The organism is Streptomyces sp. NPDC020490, assembly GCF_044335305.1.
Taxonomy (GTDB): Bacteria; Actinomycetota; Actinomycetes; order Streptomycetales; family Streptomycetaceae; genus Streptomyces.
This window is the reverse complement of the sequence record NZ_JBIRUY010000003.1, coordinates 102,685-117,667: the sequence shown is the minus strand read 5'-3', so window position 1 is coordinate 117,667 and position 14,983 is coordinate 102,685. Positions and strand designations below refer to the sequence as shown.

Sequence of the window (14,983 nt, the reverse complement as noted above, 5' to 3'; positions counted from 1 at the left end):
CTTTCCGCTAGTGCCGGGTGGTCGTGCTGACGGTGTTGTTCTTCGCCTGGTGGATCGCGCCGAGGTTCGCGTCCTGCGTCTGCAGGATGTTCCGGGCGTTCTCGAGGCTGCCGTGGGAGGCGGCCTCGATCGCCTTGGCCACCGCCCTGCCGGTGTCCAGCGTCGACGTACGCTCCGCCTCCAGGTTCGGGCGCAGGGACTTGCCGTAGTCGTCGTCGCCCTCCCAGCCGCTCGTCGCGGCCGCGCCGTCGGCGAAGTCGGAGACGATGGAACCGGACATGGCGGCGATCTTGTTGATGAGTTCGGCCGCCCTGCGGACCTCCTCCGCGTTGGCGGTGTAGCCGCCGCTCACGTCAGACACCGTGCTCGTCCTCCGCGTCCTCGTGGATCTCGTCGCGCAGCCGGTCGGACGCCCGGTGACCCGGCCGTTCCGTCCCGTCCTCCAGGACGGCGGGGCCGAAGATCGCGCGCCAGTCGACGTCCATCCCCGTCATCTCCGGTACCGCGTCGCTCGGCCGGGTGAAGGGCTCGAACGTCTCCATCACCTGCCGGGCCATCTGCGTCCGGGCGCGCTCCGCGGCCTCCAGGACGCTGCCGGCGAGCTCACCGGCGGTCATGGTCCGGTACTTGCCGTCCAGGAACCGCAGTCCCGTCAGCTCACCCTGGTGGCCGACCGTGACCTCGACGGCGCGGTCCCGGGAGCGCACCGTGCAGGAGGCCTCCCGCAGTTCCGCCTCCGCCCTGGCCACCGCCTCCTGGGTGGCCTCGAGTTCGGCCATCGCCTCGGCCAGCCGCTGCTCGATCGACGCCACCGGGTCCTGGGGCTTGTCTCTGCCACGACCGTCGTTCACCGTCCGGTCTTGGTTCACCGCCCGGCCTCCGTTCCTCGTCCGGTCCGCGTTCATCGTCCGATCACCGCTGGAGCGCCTCCCTCGTCCGTGCCCCACACGTCGTCGTCCTCCTCGGTCTCCCAGTTGGCCCGCACGCGGTCGCCGGACTCGGTGGCCCGGCCGCCCTGACCGCCGGGCATGCCCATCGGGACATAGGGGGTGGAGGTCGTGACGGGCCGTCCGCCTCTGGTGATGACCACGTCCTCCTCGTCGTCGGCCGACGCGGCCCGGGACCTCGGCCGGCGGCGCAGCGCGGCGCCGTCGCCGTCGCTGAGCACCGAGCGGACGCGTTCGCCGTTCGAGCCGCCGGTGCCGCCCCCGCCACCCATGCCACCCATGCCACCCATGCCCATGGCGCCCATGCCGCCGAACGCCATCGGGTTCAGCGGCACTCCGCCGGAGCTCTGCTGACCGGCCGTGGAGCCGCCCGTCGCATCGGCCGCCTCACCGGTGGGGGCGCCGAGCGAGCCGCCGTCGTACGGGGTGCTGTCGTACTCCTCCCACGAGTCGGCGCCGGTGCCTCCGGCCGCGGTGTCACCGGTTCCGCCGAGACCGGCCAGGTCCTGGTTCAGGGGAGTGGTCGAGAACCCGCCGCCGCTGAGATCGGGAAGCCCGGAGCCGAGGTCGTCGAGGCTGGACGGACTCCACGTGGGCAGGCCGTCGTTCAGCCCGGAGGTGTCGCCGCCCGCACCGGAGCCGCCCGCGGTGTCGGTCTTCCCGGAGTCGCCGGAGTCGCCGGAGCCGGCCGGGGTGCCGTTGAGGTCGGAGGTCGTGACCGTGCCGTCGGGGTCGGTGGTGGTGACGGTGCCGTCCGGTTCGATGGTCTGTACGGTGCCGTCGGGGTACTTGGTGGTCAGCGAGCCGTCCGGATTCAGCACCGTGGTGCTGCCGTCGGGGTTGGTGACCGGCTTGCCGGTGCCGAGAGGGTCGGTGTGGGTCGTTCCGTCCGGTGCGGTGGTGGTGACCGTGCCCTTGGACGGGTCGACGGTCTCCGTGGAGCCGTCCGGGAAGGTCCGCGTCAGTGTGCCGTCCGGGTTCAGCTTCGTGGTGGAGCCGTCCGGCCCGGTGACCGTGTCCTGCGCGGGGTTCAGTTGCGTGGTGTCGACGGTCCCGTCGGGTTTGGTGGTGGTGACGGTGCCGTCCGGTTCGATGGTCTGTACGGTGCCGTCGGGGTACTTGGTGGTCAGCGAGCCGTCCGGGTTCATCACCGTGGTGCTGCCGTCGGGGTTGGTGACCGGCTTGCCCCGGTCGACCGGGCTGGTGGTGCTCTTGCCGTCTGGCGAGGTCGTGGTCAGGGTCCCGGTCACCGGATTGAGCACCGACATCGTGCCGTCGGGGTACGCCGTGGTCAGCGTCCCGTCCGGGTTCAGCGTGGTGGTGCTGCCGTCCGGGTGCTTGATGCTGTCGACGGACTTCCCGTCCGTCGTGCCGTCGCCGAAGTCGACGAGCGACCCGGTGCCCGGGTCTGTGCCACCCGCGCCGGTGAGGTCGTTGAGGTTCTTGGTCACGTCGTCGCCGAAGTCCCGCAGGCTGTCGTTCAGGCCGGTGACGTTCTCGCCGATCCCCTTGGCGGTGTCGTTCAGACCTTCGGTGACGTCCTTGCCGAAGTCGTTCATGCCCTTCGACATGTCGTCGCCGAAGTTCTTCAGCCCCTTGTTCAGGTCCTCGGTGAACTCGTTCAGGCCCTTGTTCATGTTCTGGCCGAACTGGTTCAGCCCCTCCATGGCCTTCTTGAGCGAGTCGCCCTCCTTCTCCGCCTCCTCCTTGCTGAGCTGCGCCTCGTCCTTCTGGTACATCTCGGTGAGGGTGCTGGTCCCCACGGTCCGCAGCGGAGCCCCGACGGCCTTCGAGATGTCTATCCACCGGTTGTTCAGGGTCGACAACGCGCCGCGGGCGGCCTCTTCGACGTAGGAGTCCTGTACCTTCTGCCACTCCCTGACCGCCGTCTCGCCGAGCCGCTTCCAGGCCTCGGGCTTGGTGAGGTCCCCGTAGCTGGGGTGGTTCTGCCTGAAGGCGGCCCTCGTGCTGAACGATTCCGCGTCGTATTCGCCGAACCGCCGGCTCATACGCGGGCGGTGGGTGAGCACATGGGCGGCGTTGTTCGCGATCAGCCAATCGCGGAGGTCGTTCAGCTTGTCCACGACGACCTTGTGCGGATCGTGCTGGCCCGTCGCGGCCCACTCGGCCCACGCCTGCTGCAACCAGCGGGCCTGGTCCCGCAAGTCGAACTGGGCCCTGGCCAGTGCGTCACCCACGGTAGAGGTGGACCAGTAGTTGTTGAGGGTGAGGTTCGCGGCCGTGTAGTCCCTGCCGCCGAGCTGATCGACGTAGCTGGTGTAGTTCTTGTGCAATTGTTTGATCAGACCACGGAAGACCCCGGCGGCCTTTCCGCGCCAGGCGGACTGTTCCGAGCCCAGGGCCTTCTCCCACTGGTCCAGCACAGCGGCCTGGTCGACGAAGAACTTCTTCGCCCGGTCGAACGCCTGCGCCGTGCGTTCGAACGACCCCAGGTCGACGGCGTTGCTGTCCGGCACCCGCTGGCCGTCGAAGGAGAAGTCCTGCGTGGTGTACTTGTGGAAGAGCGCCCCGATCGCCTGCCTGCTCCCGAAGATGTACCTGGCCATGGCGGAGGCGTCCCACTGTTCACCCCCTATGCCGGTGAACGTGTTGTTGCCGTTCCACTGGTCGCCCAACTCGTCGCCGTTCTCCTCGAAGAACGTCGCACGGCCGTTGGCGTTGGTCAGCACACCGATCAGCACGATCCGGACCCGGTGCATCTTGACGCCGGTGTGAGCGCCGTCGCCGCCCGAGGTGGTGTAGAAGACGAGGTCGTAGTCCTCACCCGCGTCTTTCACCTTGCGCCCGAAGTCGGACTCCTGCACCGCCCGCGTCGGCACGGTCTCCACTCCGTGCCTGAAGAGAGGGATGCCCTCCTTGCTCTTGAGCTTTTCGAAAAGCTCGCCGCGGCTGGGCATGGCGAATCCGGTGAACAGGGTGACGGCCCTGGCCCAGTAGTCGTCGTCGGTGGTGGTGTCGTCGGCCACAGCGGGGCACTCCGTGGGTGGGAGGAAGAGGTCAGGACTTGGTGGAGGAACCGCTCGATCCGGCCCCGGAAGCGAGGTCGCCGTCCACGTCGGCGAACAGGTCGAGAAGCTTCTCGCCGTCGATGGCGGTGAGACTGTCGCCCTGGTTCTTCAGCAGAGTGTCCAGAGTCGCCCGCAGGTTGCGCTCGAGGTCCTGGAAGAGGATCTGCTGTGCCTGGAAGACCTCGTCGGCGGACTTGGCGATGCCGGTCACCTGCGTGACCAGGCTCTTGCCGTGGACCAGGTCGTCGGCGCCCATGGCGCCGATGGCGAGGACCGGGTTCTGGTTCAGCGTCGAGGGGCTGGTACGTCCCTCCACCAGACTGCTGAGCGCCCGGATGGAGGTGCTCCCACTGCCCGGCAGGTCCTCGCGGATCTCCTTCAGCGCTTTGATGAACGCGGCCACGTCCTCCTCGAGGAACCGCTTGAGCTGCCCACTGTCGAGATGCGTCAGATCGGTCACTGTCTGTCTCCTGGATACTCGCCCGCCGTCCGGCCCCACAGGGACGGACGGCGGGCGGCGGCGCGAGCGGACGGGGGAGGGGGCTCGCGCCCGGGGGTGGACTAGCGGCCGATGCCGACCTCGGACCACATCTGGGACAGCGAGTTCTCGCTGTACTTGTAGCTGCCGTGGATGTCGTTCAGCAGTCCGGCGTGCGAGGTGAGCAGCTGCTCCATCGTGCCGACCGCGCGGTCCCAGGCGGCCTGCTTCTCGCGGTAGACGTCGGCGTCCGCGCCGTACCACGTCTTCTTGAGCTCACCGAGCTCCGCCTCCAGCGACGCCAGGGTGGTGGCGATGGCCTTGGTCTGCTGGACCATGTCGTCGGCGGCGTTCTGCACGTACGCGTAGTCGACGTGGATGTAACCGTCTGTCAGGTTGTCGGACATCACGCTCTCGTCTCGTAGTCGGGGTGTGGGGTGAGGAGAACGGGATCAGCCCGAGAGCGCCTGGAAGGCCGCCTGGGACGCCTGGGACGCCTGCTGGACCGCGTCGTGCGACGCTGCCTGCGTCTTGGTGTGCTCCCGCAGGCTCAGACCGAGCTTCTCGATCATGTCCTGCAGGTTCTTCTGGATGACGCCGCACTGCTCGTCCCAGAGCTGCAGCAGTTGCCCGAACTGCGCTCCGTCGCTGCCCTGGTAACCCCGCGCCAGGTTGCCCCGGGTGCTGTCCACGTCCCGACGGCACCTCGTGATGCCGTTGAGAGCGGACTCCAGAGCGTGGATACCGTTCCGGGTCGACTGGGCACTCGACTGCTGTCCGCCACCTGCCATGGGTCTGCTCCTGGGGTTGATGAGTCGCTGGGTGAGACCGAGACGTAGATTAGGGCCCAACGCCTCTGGGAGCGCTCTCAGTTGAGCAACTTCTGAGCTGTCGGTCTCTGCGAAGCTGCCTTTTCGTACACCGCGGGAAGCCGGTCGCCCCGCCCGGACCGGGCGTCAGATCAGCCCGGCGCGTATGGCGTGGGCGACCGTGTGCACGCGGTTGCGCATGCCGAGGCGGAGCTGGACCGAGGTGAGGATGTTCTTGATGGTGCGCTCGGAGTAGTTCAGCTCGGCCGCGATCTCGGGCAGCGTCATTCCGGCCGACGCCAGGCGCAGCACCTCCAGGTCCCGGTGACTGAGCCCGGAGGCGGTCAGGCCCCTCGGCCCGAGCACCTCCCGCTGGATGCGTTCCAACCGGTCCAGCAACCTGCCCTGCACGCTCCCGGGCAGGTATGCCTGCCCCACCGCTGTGGCGCACACCGCCCGCGCCAGCGTCGCGGCATCGACCTCGGCACGCCACAGCACCGCCCGCACCCGGTGCCTCACGACATCCGTCGGCTCGGCGTACCAGCCGCCGTCCGCGACCACCACGAAGCGGGCCCGCGTCGGCGAGGGCAGACCGCTCAGCAGTTCCAGTGCCGAGGCGTCCACCCGGCGGACCGCGACCACCACGGTCTCGGCCTCCTCGACGTCCGTCAGGGTGATCTGTGGACTCCGGACCAGGCATGCCTTCAGGGCGGTCTCGGTGAGCGGTTCCTCCGCGTGTACCGCCGCACGCACCGTCTTCATCCGTCCTCCTCGGGAACCGCCGGGAACCGCTGCTCGGGGCCCGGCCGGTCGTGGGCTCCGGCCGGTCGCGGGCCCCCGCCCGGCCCCGGTTCCGTCCGTCACGGCGCCGTCCGGCACGCGGGCTGTGTCTGCGCGCTGCGGGCTGTGAGCTGTGAGACAGCACAATGGTCCTGGAACGCCAGGCACGACCACCACCCGGTTGCACCGTCCGCAGCGCGGCGCTGAGCCTACGGCAGCGTGCCCGGCCGCCGTGGAGCAGGGGATTCCAGCTCCTCGTCCCGGAGGACGAGGAGGACACCGCCCCCGGACCGGCATCCCGGCCGGCAGGTGGTGGACCCGGCGTTCAGGCGCATGCTGTTGTCATGACATATGACAGAGGTATCCTCGCCCCGACCAATACCCCGCGGGGTGAGGCTGAGGGGGCCCGGCGTGTTCTTAGTCGACACCATGCCGACAGGGCTCGACGACCACGGCCACCCGGCCTGCGGCGAGCGGTAACTGTTGCCGCGCCGCGCGGGTCCGCCCGTCGCGGCGACGGCGCGGCCGGCGGTACGGATGCCACGCATCACGGAGCCGCGCCTGCTCAACGACCATGTCACCGGCGGGCTGGAGCCCGCCCGCGGCGCCGGCCCCGCTCCGGCCCCGCGGGCGACGGCCACCACCGGACACTGACCGCACCACACCGCTCGGCCTCAGGGGAGAACGGGGGGCGGTCGCGCCGCCCGCCGGGCTGCTGAGGGGAAGAACGTGGAACCAGTCCGTGTGGCGCTGCACGCCGCGGAAGTACTCACCGGGATCGGCCTGCTGACATGGTTGCAGGAGAGCCCCCAGGTCGTCCTGACGCCCATGGAGGAGGCCGAGGCCGTGGTGGTCGCGGTCACGGCGCTCGATTCCCCGGCGCTGGAGGTGCTGCGCGGTCTGCCCGCACCGGCGGGTACCCGCTTCGTGCTGGTGTTGAGCGGTGGCTGGCACACCGACCTGGCGGTCGTCGCGGAGCACGGGATAAGGGCGGTGCTGTGGCGCGCGGAGGTGGACGGCCCGGCGCTGGTCCGTGCGGTGCGTGACGTGGCGGAAGGGCGGGCCTGCCTGCCGCCGGGTGTCCAGGGCAGGCTGCTGGACCAGTTGGAACGCGTCGAGCGCGAGGTCCTGGGACCCAGGGGCCTGACCTGCTCCGGGCTCAGCGGCCGGGAGCTCGACGTGCTGCGGCTGCTCTCCGAAGGGGCGACCCTGTCGGAGATCGCCGTCGAGCTGAACTACTCCGAGCGCACCATCAAGAACGTCCTCTCCGCCCTCCAGCTCCGCTTCGGGCTGCGCAACCGCGTGCAAGCGGTGTCGTACGCCATCCGCAGGGGACTCATCTGACCCCAGGCCCGTCCGGTATCTGACCGGCAAGCCCGTCCGGCATGTGACCGCAAGCCCGTCCGGCATCTGACCGGCAGGCCCGTCCGGCGCTCCGCCCGCCCGGATCACCGCCGAGCCATGACGCCGGGGCAGTCGCCGGGGCGGGTGGCCGGGCGGTCGCCGGGGCGGTCGGCGGGGCGCCGCGCGGCTAGTCTCGGGAGTATGGACGTGCAGGGGTCCGGGCACCCGCGGCTGGCCCTCCTGGCGGCGACCGAGCCCGGCATCGCCGAGAGCCAGATCTTCCGACTGGCGCTGCACCACGCGGCGGCGGAGCTGCAGGCGGTGGCGGGCGCGGTGCACCTGCGCGGACCGACCTCCGCGCTGCGCCTCGTGTGCTCGGCCGGCCTGCCGCCCGCGTCGGCCGAACGCTGGGACATCGTCATGGAGGACGGGCCGACCGTTCCGGCGGGAGCCGTGCGCGAGGGCCGCCGCACCTGGGTTCCGGCGCGGGCCGACGACACCGCCGGGATCCCGGCGAGCCCCTGGCCCGGTACCGGCCTCGCCTCCGTCCCGTTCTTCAGCGGGGACCGTGCCGTCGGCGCGATCACGCTGCTCACCGGCGACCGGGGAGAGCCGAGCGCGCGGGAGTGGGACTACCTGCGGGCTGTCGCCGCGTGGACCGAGCAGCGCATACGCCAGGCGCCGCCGCGCACCCAGCCGGCCCAGCCGGCCCAGGAGGCCCAGGAGGCCCAGGAGGTGCTGGCGGGCGACCGGCTCCGGCAGGCGCTGAGGGGCGTCCCGATCGGTACCTGGGACTGGGAACTGCGCACCGGCCACCTGGAGTGGGCCGACACCGCCGTCGCCATCTACGGCGCCCTCCCGGCCGACTACGAGCCCCGGATGGAGAACTGGCTGAAGACCGTCCACCCCGACGACCTGCCGTCGGCGATGGCGGCCGCCGAGCGGGCGATCCGCGACCGCACCGGGTACGAGGCCGAGTACCGGATGCGGCGGCCCGACGGCAGCTACTGCTGGTGCCAGGCCCGCGGCTCGGTGGTGTGCGACGAGAACGGCGACCCCGTGCGGATGGTGGGCGTGATCTGGGACAGCAGTGAGTCCCGCAGCGCCCGGGACGCCCTCGCCCGCGCCCTCCGCATGATGAGCGACGGCTTCGTCCTGCTGGACGACACGGGGCGGATCGTCTTCGTCAACCTGGAGGCCGAGCGGATCTTCGGCGCCCCCGAGCAGGAACTCCTGGGGCGCCTGCTGTGGGAGCTGCCCGCCGTGCGGGGCGTCCCCGACCTGGAGCCCCGCTGCCGGGAGGCGGCCACCGCGGCGGCGGCGCCGGTGACCTTCGACGTGTGGCTGAGCCCCGACCAGTGCCACCGCCTGCGGCTCGTCCCGGGGCCCTCCGGACTCACCGTCTATTTCACGGACGTCACCGAGAAGCGGCGGCGCGAGGCGGAACGCGCCGCCGCCCAGCGCGCCGCCGCCGAGCGTTCCGCACGGATCGCCGAGCTGACCGCCGCGCTCGCGAGGGCGATGACGTCGAGCGACGTCGTGGACGCGGTCGCCCAGCGGGTGCTCCCGCCGCTCGGGGCGAGCGGGCTGGTGGTGATCACCACCGTGGGCAGCCGGGCGCACGTCGTCGGAGCCGTCGGCTACCCGGCGCCGATGCTCGACGTGATCGACGGCCTCCGGATCGAGCCGGGCGACCCGGTCAGGGACGCGCTGCTGACCGGTGCCCCGCTGTTCATACCGTCGGCCGAGGAGTTCGCCAGGCGCTACCCCCGCAGGGCCCACCTGCCGCACCTGGCGGGCAAACAGGCGTGGGCCTTCCTGCCGCTGACCGTCTCCGGACGTACGTTCGCCGTCTGCACGGTCTCCTTCGACGAACCGCGCCGCCTCGCCCACGACGAGCGGACCCTGCTGACCACCATCAGCGCCCTGGTCGCGCACGCCCTCGAACGCGCCCGGCTCTACGACGCCGAGCACACCCGTTCCCAGGAACTGCAACGCGCCCTGCTCCCCAGGGAGCTCCCCCGGCTGCCGGAGTGCACGGTCGCGGCGCGTTTCCTGGCCGCCACGCAGGACGTGGGCGGCGACTGGTACGACGTGATCCCGCTGTCCGGGGGCCGCGTCGCGCTGGTCGCCGGAGACGTCATGGGGCACGGCCTGTCCGAGGCGGCCACCATGGGCCGGCTGCGCACCGCCGTGCACACCCTGGCCGACCTGGAGCTACCCCCGGACGAGCTGATGGGCCGCCTCAACCAGATCGTCGGCGGCCTCGGCGGGGACTCGTACGCCACCTGCCTCTACGCGGTCCACGACTCCACCACCGGCGTCTGCACCATGACGCTGGCCGGTCACCCCCCGCCGGCCGTGGTCGAGCCGGACGGCCGCGTCCACTTCCCCGAACTGTCCCCCGACCCGCCGCTCGGCGTGGCGCAACCGCCCTTCCGGGCAAGCGAGTTGAAGGTGCGGGACGGCACTCTGCTCGCGCTGTACACCGACGGTCTGGTGGAGTCCGCGGGCCGCGAGATCGGCCAGGGCATGGCCGACCTCGCCGAACTGCTGCGGACGGCCGGCCGTGACGACCTGGAGCGGCTCTGCGACCTCGTCACCTCGAAACTGCTGCCCGACGAGCAGCCCACCGCCCCCGACGACGCGGTCCTCCTCCTCGCCCGTCTGCACACCCTGTCCGGCGACCGGATGGCCGCCTGGCAGCTGCCCGACGACCCGCGGGCGGCGGGACAGGCGCGGGAGCACGTCCGGGACCAGCTGCCCCGCTGGGGGCTCGACGAACTGGTGATGACGACCGAACTCATCGTGAGCGAGCTCGTCGGGAACGTGGTCAGGCACGCGCGGGGTCCGGCGCGGCTCAGGCTGCTCCACACGCGGCCGGCCGGGCTGGTCTGCGAGGTGTCCGACGGCAGCCTGACGACACCCCGCATCCGCCGCGCCTCCGCGATGGACGAGGGCGGGCGCGGTCTGCAGTTGGTCGCGGCACTGTGCCGGCGGTGGGGCGCGCGCTACACGGCGACGGGGAAGTGCATCTGGGCCGAGCAGGCGCTGTCCGGCGACGGCCGCGAACTGCCGTGGGAGCCGGCGGCCGGCGCCGGATTCTGAGCGGGATTCCCGGAGGGCTCCGCCACCCTCGTTCCGCCCCTGCTTCCGTTCCCGCCTACCATGCGCAGCCGTACGTCCGTCCAGTCGTGCCTCAGTCCAGCCGTACGTCAGTCCAGTCGTGCCACAGTCCAGCCGTACGTCAGTCCAGCCGCCGGCCCGTCGCCGGTCCTGCGCGGCCGCCGCCCGACCCAGGAGCAGGTACCGGTGTCCATACCCCCGCCCCCCGGCCCCCAGCAGCCGCAAGATCCCTGGCAGCCGCCCCATCAGCCGCACCCCCAGGACCCGGCGTACCCGCAGGGCCCGGCGTACCCGCAGGGACCGGGGTCCCCGCAAGGCCCGGCGTCCCCCCAGGGACCGGGGTCCCCGCAGGGCCCGGCGTACCCGCAAGGTTCGCCGGGGCCGCAGAACCCGTACGGGGCACCCCCGTACCAGCCGTGGGCGCAGGGCTACCGCCCGTTCAACCGGCCGGCCCCGGTCAACGGGGTCGCCGTCGGCGCGCTGGTCCTGGGCCTGATGTGCTTCTTCCCGGGCGCCGGGCTGGTGCTGGGGCTCATCGCGCTGCGGCAGATCAGGCGGCGTCAGGAGCGTGGCAGGGGCATGGCCGTGGCCGGCGCGGTCCTGTCCGGCACCGGGCTCGCCCTGTGGGTGCTGGCGATCGCCGGCGGCGTCCCGGCCGACGTCTGGGCCGGTTTCAAGGACGCCGCCCGGGGCGACGGCAGCGCCTACTCGCTGCGCACGGGCGAGTGCTTCGACGCGCCCGGCGGCTCCCTGGAGGGCGAGACCTACGACGTCGACGAGGTGCCGTGCGCGGGCGAGCACGACGGCGAGGTGTTCGCCGCCTTCACGATGAAGGGCTACGGCTCCTACCCCGGCGACGGCAAGGTCACGGACGTCGCCGACGCCCGCTGCTACGCGCTCCGGTACGGCTACGCGATGGACGCCTGGGCCGTGCCCGACGACGTGGACGTCTACTACCTGACGCCGACCCGGCAGAGCTGGGCCCTCGGCGACCGGGGGGTCACCTGCGTCTTCGGCAACACGGACGAGCGGGGCAGCCTGACCGGCTCCCTGCGCAACGACGGCTCCCGGCTGAACGCCGACCAGATCGCCTACCTGCACGCCGTCAACGTCGAGAACAAGGTCCTGGACACGCAGCCCGTGGACACCCCCGACGACGACCTCGACGCGAGCCGGGAGTGGGCCGGGCGGCTGTCCGCCGCGCTCACCGAGGAGGCCGGGCTGCTGCGCCGCCACGCGTGGCCCGCCGCCGCGAAGCAGCCGGTCGCGGACGCGGCCGAGGACGTCCGGGCGGCCCAGAAGGAGTGGGCGCGGGCCGCGCGGGCCACCGACCCGGACACCTTCTACGAGCACTACGGCCGCGCGATGGCCCGCTCCGCCACCGACAACTCGGTCGCCGCCCGCAAGGCCCTCGGGCTGGACAGCACCCCGCCCGCCGACGCGGAAGGGGACCGCGGCGGCGACGGCGGGGGAGGCGGCGGCGAACTGGAGGTGTGACAACGTCCATAGCGGGGAGAAAGTGCCTGCGTGAAGCCCCCGGCCCGCACAAGTCATCACATCGAGTGATTGTCTGGCCTTCACTTGCACGCTCCAAGTCTCGGTTGCCAGGCTGTTGCCGTATGTACAACCTGACGGGAGCGGCCAGTGACCATCGGTGAACAGCCGGCGTACCTGCGCGTCGCGGGTGATCTCCGCAAGAAGATCGTCGACGGTTCACTGCCCCCGCACACCCGCCTCCCCTCCCAGGCCAGGATCCGCGAGGAGTACGGCGTCTCGGACACGGTCGCCCTGGAGGCCCGCAAGGTGCTGATGGCCGAGGGCCTGGTCGAGGGCCGCTCCGGCTCGGGGACGTACGTACGCGAGCGCCCCGTGCCCCGGCGCGTCTTCCGTTCCGGCTTCCGCCCGGACGGCGGGGCCACGCCCTTCCGCCAGGAGCAGGCCGCCGGCGAGACGCACGGCACCTGGGAGTCCGGCAGCGAGCAGACCACGGCGTGCGCCGCCGTCGCCGAGCGGCTCGGTATCGAACCCGGAGACCGCGTGATGCGCACGCGCTACGTCTTCCGCGAGGGCGGTGAGGCGATGATGCTCTCCACCTCCTGGGAGCCCCTGGAGGTCACCGGCCGCACCCCCGTGATGCTCCCCGAGGAGGGCCCGCTCGGCGGCATGGGCGTCGTCGAGCGCATGGCGGCGATCGACATCGTGGTGGACAACGTCACCGAGGAGGTCGGCGCGCGCCCCGGCCTCGCCGAGGAACTGCACACCCTGGGCGGCGTCCCCGGCCATGTCGTCCTCGTCATCCAGCGCACCTTCTACGCCTCGGGCCGTGCCGTGGAGACGGCGGACGTGGTCGTTCCGGCCGATCGCTACCGGGTCGCGTACCACCTCCCGGTGAAATAGCGCACACCCCTGCGGCGCCCACCCCCCGCCGCTCCCGTTCCCGGCACCCGCGCGCCCCCTTGGCGGGCCGCTCGAAATTGGCCGTTTTCGCAGGTCGTCCCCGTGCTGCCCGGCACGCCGCTGACCGGAGGCAGTACGCTTCCCGGACGGCGCACGGGTCATCGTGCGCCCCCCTGGTGCTGGCCGGTTGCGTACCTCTTCGTAAAAAGCCGTGTTCGGTGCGTAAAGGTTAGGCGTAGGCTCGGGCATATGCGGATTGCGGTTTCCTTAGCGGGCGGGGTCCGGCGCCAGCCGTCGAGCGGCGGTGCACGGGCCGAAGCGGGAAAGAGCGGTGGGGCGCGATGAACGACGGCACGATCACTCTTCCCTGGCTCGTCATACGTCAGGACGACAACGGCAATCGCTACCGCGTGGGCCGGTACGCCACCCGCGCCGAGGCCCAGAAGATCGCCGACAGCCTCGACAGCCGCGGACACAAGCAGCTCTACTGTGTCGAGCGGATCACCCCGACCGCCCCCGGCGCCGACGGCTGACACCCGCGCACCCCGGCCTCGCCGGACGCCGGGAACTGCCCGGCACTCATCAGGCGAGCCGGTTGTCGGGTGCGTTGCTGCCGGGCTCCGCGACCGAGGCTTTCGGCCGGCTTCCGTTGCCGCCTGCGGCCGCGGACTGTGGCGTGCGCCGGTACATCCGGGCGACGGCCGCGCACTGCAGTGCCGTCGCCAGCATCATGGCCAGGCAGATGCCCGGCACACTGGATCCCGACAGGCCGTACGCAAGGGCCAGCTGCAGTACCACCCCGCACGAGGTGATCCGGACAAGAGCCGGGCTGCTGCCGCTGCCTTCGAAAACGCCGCCCAGCGCGATGAAACATGCGAGCAGTACCAGGTAGGGCCCCACACAGCGCAGATACAGCGCTCCGGCCTCGGCCACCTCGCCCTCGGCGCCGAAGGCATGCATGATCCCCGGTCCGGTGGCGAACAGGGTCAGAGCGGCTGCGAGCCCCAGGGCTCCGGCGACGACCAGCGCCTGGCGTCCGGTGGTCCGCCGCTCGTCATGTCCGGCTCCGAGCAGATGCGCGGTGTGGATGGCGGCAGCCTGGCGCACCGCGTAGAAGGACATGGTCGCGACGTACATCGCTTTGGCCGCGATCCCGTACGCCGCGACCTCGCTCACGCCGACCCGGGCGACAACGGCGACGAGCGCGAGTGTCCCCGCCATTCTGATGACGAAGTCGGCTGACATCGGCAGACCGGTGACGGCTGTCCTGCGTGCGTCGGCGCCGAGCCTCCCGGCCCCGGCCGAAGTCCCTCCGGCGGCCTGCCGCAGTAGTCCGTCGCGGCGCAGCGCAAGGAGACCCAGGACGAGTGCGGCCGTCCGCCCCGACACGGTGGAGATCGCCGCGCCGCGCACTCCCAGTCCGAGACCGAGGATGAGGGCGGGATCCAGTGCGAGTACCAGTCCGTTGGCGAGCAGGGAGAGTTTCATCGGGGTGCGGGTGTCGCCGGTGCCCTTGAGGATGCCGTCGATGACGTTGGTGGCGAAGAACACCGCCGTCCCGGGCAATGCGATCGAGAAGTACCCGGTGGCCAGGGGCAGTGAACGGCCGCCGTCGCCGCCGAGCACGAGCCGGGCCAGCGGCTCGCGGCACAGGTATCCACCGATGGCGACGACGGGTGTGACGAGCGCCCACAGCGACCAGCCGCCGCGTACCGCGGAACGCATCCCCGCCGGATCCTCCGCACCCCTGGCCCGTGCGACCAGCACGGTCGTGCCGGAGCCGGCCACGAGGATGACGCCGAGCAGCAGGTTCTCGACATTCGTGGCGACCGCCACCGCGGCGACGGCGTCCCCGCCGAGCCGGGCGACCCAGACCATGTTGATGATCCCGGCCGTCACCCCGGCGAGGAGTTCGAAGTAGACCGGATACGCGAGTGACATCAACTTCCGGCGGAGTTCCGCTGCCCCCATGGCCAGGCCCCCTCTTTTCGCTGTACCTCGAATCGAGGTACAGCGAAAAGAGATAGCATGGTGGCGCGGAGCGGACAAGCGCACGGATGGGTGCAAGCGAGG

The 14,983-nt window shown here is 71.5% G+C and carries 13 protein-coding genes; 5 read left to right on the top strand and 8 right to left on the bottom strand.

What is annotated here, in order from left to right; translation table 11 throughout:
• Nucleotides 1-7: 7 nt before the first annotated feature.
• The 7 genes from ACH4ZX_RS05530 to ACH4ZX_RS05500 all read right to left on the bottom strand — a co-directional run bounded on the left by ACH4ZX_RS05530 (nucleotide 8) and on the right by ACH4ZX_RS05500 (nucleotide 6,025).
• Nucleotides 8-361, bottom strand: a complete 354-nt coding sequence (locus ACH4ZX_RS05530) for a hypothetical protein (RefSeq protein WP_398267893.1) — start codon at nucleotides 359-361, stop codon at nucleotides 8-10.
• On the bottom strand, nucleotides 354-779 hold the full coding sequence (locus ACH4ZX_RS05525) for a YbaB/EbfC family nucleoid-associated protein (protein ID WP_398268389.1): 426 nt from the start codon (nucleotides 777-779) through the stop codon (nucleotides 354-356). Before ACH4ZX_RS05525 ends, ACH4ZX_RS05530 begins: the two co-directional genes overlap by 8 nt.
• A 122-nt stretch (nucleotides 780-901) precedes the next feature.
• Entirely contained in the window at nucleotides 902-3,934 is a 3,033-nt protein-coding gene (locus ACH4ZX_RS05520) for an AAWKG family protein (RefSeq protein ID WP_398267890.1), read from the bottom strand.
• A 31-nt stretch (nucleotides 3,935-3,965) separates the two neighbouring features.
• Nucleotides 3,966-4,436: a type VII secretion system-associated protein gene (locus ACH4ZX_RS05515; protein WP_351896267.1), complete on the bottom strand. Its 471-nt coding sequence runs from the start codon at nucleotides 4,434-4,436 to the stop codon at nucleotides 3,966-3,968.
• A 101-nt stretch (nucleotides 4,437-4,537) separates the two neighbouring features.
• Nucleotides 4,538-4,861: a WXG100 family type VII secretion target gene (locus ACH4ZX_RS05510; RefSeq protein WP_351896270.1), complete on the bottom strand. Its 324-nt coding sequence runs from the start codon at nucleotides 4,859-4,861 to the stop codon at nucleotides 4,538-4,540.
• A 45-nt stretch (nucleotides 4,862-4,906) separates the two neighbouring features.
• Nucleotides 4,907-5,146 carry a hypothetical protein gene (locus tag ACH4ZX_RS05505; RefSeq protein WP_398267886.1) on the bottom strand — a complete coding sequence of 80 codons (240 nt, stop codon included), beginning with the start codon at nucleotides 5,144-5,146 and terminating at the stop codon, nucleotides 4,907-4,909.
• A 264-nt stretch (nucleotides 5,147-5,410) separates the two neighbouring features.
• The gene (locus ACH4ZX_RS05500) at nucleotides 5,411-6,025 is read right to left on the bottom strand and encodes a response regulator transcription factor (RefSeq protein WP_398267883.1); all 615 of its coding nucleotides are present in this window, start codon (nucleotides 6,023-6,025) and stop codon (nucleotides 5,411-5,413) included.
• 747 nt (nucleotides 6,026-6,772) lie between these two features.
• Here ACH4ZX_RS05500 and ACH4ZX_RS05495 point away from each other — a divergent pair.
• From ACH4ZX_RS05495 to ACH4ZX_RS05475, 5 genes are all read left to right on the top strand, one after another.
• Complete coding sequence (locus ACH4ZX_RS05495) at nucleotides 6,773-7,387, top strand: response regulator transcription factor (protein ID WP_398267880.1); 615 nt, start codon at nucleotides 6,773-6,775, stop codon at nucleotides 7,385-7,387.
• 201 nt (nucleotides 7,388-7,588) lie between these two features.
• The gene (locus ACH4ZX_RS05490; RefSeq protein ID WP_398267877.1) at nucleotides 7,589-10,495 is read left to right on the top strand and encodes a SpoIIE family protein phosphatase; all 2,907 of its coding nucleotides are present in this window, start codon (nucleotides 7,589-7,591) and stop codon (nucleotides 10,493-10,495) included.
• Between the two features lie 204 nt (nucleotides 10,496-10,699).
• Nucleotides 10,700-12,010 (top strand): DUF4190 domain-containing protein, encoded by a 1,311-nt coding sequence (locus tag ACH4ZX_RS05485; RefSeq protein ID WP_398267874.1) that lies wholly within the window; start codon nucleotides 10,700-10,702, stop codon nucleotides 12,008-12,010.
• A 147-nt stretch (nucleotides 12,011-12,157) separates the two neighbouring features.
• Nucleotides 12,158-12,910: a GntR family transcriptional regulator gene (locus ACH4ZX_RS05480; RefSeq protein WP_398267871.1), complete on the top strand. Its 753-nt coding sequence runs from the start codon at nucleotides 12,158-12,160 to the stop codon at nucleotides 12,908-12,910.
• Nucleotides 12,911-13,251: 341 nt separating this feature from the next.
• Nucleotides 13,252-13,443, top strand: a complete 192-nt coding sequence (locus ACH4ZX_RS05475; RefSeq protein WP_398267868.1) for an SPOR domain-containing protein — start codon at nucleotides 13,252-13,254, stop codon at nucleotides 13,441-13,443.
• A gap of 49 nt (nucleotides 13,444-13,492) precedes the next feature.
• Here the strand turns inward: ACH4ZX_RS05475 and ACH4ZX_RS05470 are convergent, their stop codons facing one another.
• Nucleotides 13,493-14,881, bottom strand: coding sequence for an MATE family efflux transporter (locus tag ACH4ZX_RS05470; RefSeq protein ID WP_398267865.1), 1,389 nt, complete (start codon nucleotides 14,879-14,881; stop codon nucleotides 13,493-13,495).
• Nucleotides 14,882-14,983 lie beyond the last annotated feature (102 nt).

Coding starts and splice junctions, on each gene's coding strand:
- ACH4ZX_RS05525 (WP_398268389.1), bottom strand. CDS start 779: ATGGCCGAACTCGAGGCCACCCAGGAGGCGGTGGCCAGGGCGGAGGCG.
- ACH4ZX_RS05510 (WP_351896270.1), bottom strand. CDS start 4,861: ATGTCCGACAACCTGACAGACGGTTACATCCACGTCGACTACGCGTAC.
- ACH4ZX_RS05500 (WP_398267883.1), bottom strand. CDS start 6,025: ATGAAGACGGTGCGTGCGGCGGTACACGCGGAGGAACCGCTCACCGAG.
- ACH4ZX_RS05490 (WP_398267877.1), top strand. CDS start 7,589: ATGGACGTGCAGGGGTCCGGGCACCCGCGGCTGGCCCTCCTGGCGGCG.
- ACH4ZX_RS05475 (WP_398267868.1), top strand. CDS start 13,252: ATGAACGACGGCACGATCACTCTTCCCTGGCTCGTCATACGTCAGGAC.
- ACH4ZX_RS05470 (WP_398267865.1), bottom strand. CDS start 14,881: ATGGGGGCAGCGGAACTCCGCCGGAAGTTGATGTCACTCGCGTATCCG.